The organism is Nonomuraea composti, from assembly GCF_012034275.1.
GTDB classification, from domain to species: Bacteria; Actinomycetota; Actinomycetes; order Streptosporangiales; family Streptosporangiaceae; genus Nonomuraea; species Nonomuraea composti.
Genome location: NZ_JAATEP010000149.1, coordinates 1 through 995, shown reverse-complemented (window position 1 = coordinate 995; position 995 = coordinate 1). Strand labels below are relative to the sequence as shown.

Here is a 995-nt window from a genome sequence, read left to right as displayed (position 1 = left end):
GTGCGGGCGGCCGCAGGCGGGGGCCGTGTACGCCAGCATGCTCGGCACCCCGAGGTCGGTGGTGATGTCCAGCAGGTGCACCGGGGACCCGGTCAGCTCCGCCGCCACCGCGTACGCCCTGGCGGCGGGCCCCGGCAGCGTCCCCGGATCGACGAGCCTGGGCCGGAACGGGCGCCCGCGCAGGAAGGCTCGGACCAGCAGCAAGGACAGGGCGTCGCGCTCGATCGCCTCGTTGAGGGCGTGCAGCACCGCCTCGGCGGCGGTGACGCCGACGGCCGAGCCGCTGTTGCAGCTGTACCGCATGAGGTGGGTGTAGTCGCTGTCGTCGCCGGCCCGCTCGCGCAGCGGGGCGGCCCCGGCCTCCAGGTACCAGGGCGCGGCCAGGAACAGCGGCACGAGGGCGCCGCCCCCGCCGTCGAGGGCGCGGTATCGACGGCAGGCCATCCGCCGTCCGGGCATGGGGGCCAGCAGCGGGGCGCAGGCGTCCGCGCGCAGCGGCCCGGCGGCGAGCGCGGCCGGAGGGGCGGGCTCCACGGCATCCGCGTCGAAGCAGGCGGGGCCGGTCAGGTGGTGCTCGATGGCCTCGAAGAGCGCGCCGAGGCGGGCCTCGTCGGGGGCGCCCTTGCCCATCCCGGACGCGACCGGCGCCGAGCCCGCCCCGTCGAGCAGCCCGCACCACCAGGCGGCCGGATCACGGCCGCCGCCCACGTCCACGAGCCGCGCCCGCAGGCCCAGCGCCGCGAGTGCCGCCACCGAGCGCCGGCCGGCCTCGGCGAGCGGCACCTCCCGCTCCACCGGGCAGCGCGCCCGGCGGGCGGGTCTACCCCTCCTCATCCCCGGCCGTGGCCGTCAGCTCCTCCAGGCGGTCCAGCTCGGCCTCGGTGAGGTGCTGGTCCCACCGGTCGAGGGAGGCGACGGAGACGTAGTCGACGACGTTACCCATGGGGCTCCCCTTTCTCCTCGCTTCTCACGGTAGCCAGGCCGGGCGGGCGGAT

General features: G+C 77.5%; 2 protein-coding genes. Both read right to left on the bottom strand.

Annotated features, from left to right (window positions below):
- The coding region (locus HCN51_RS57730; protein ID WP_168022227.1) for a YcaO-like family protein at window positions 1-783 on the bottom strand (783 nt) is incomplete at its 3' end.
- A 37-nt stretch (window positions 784-820) separates the two neighbouring features.
- Window positions 821-943, bottom strand: a complete 123-nt coding sequence (locus HCN51_RS62015) for a hypothetical protein (RefSeq protein WP_277350335.1) — start codon at window positions 941-943, stop codon at window positions 821-823.
- Window positions 944-995: the final 52 nt, after the last annotated feature.

Coding starts and splice junctions, on each gene's coding strand:
- HCN51_RS62015 (WP_277350335.1), bottom strand. CDS start 943: ATGGGTAACGTCGTCGACTACGTCTCCGTCGCCTCCCTCGACCGGTGG.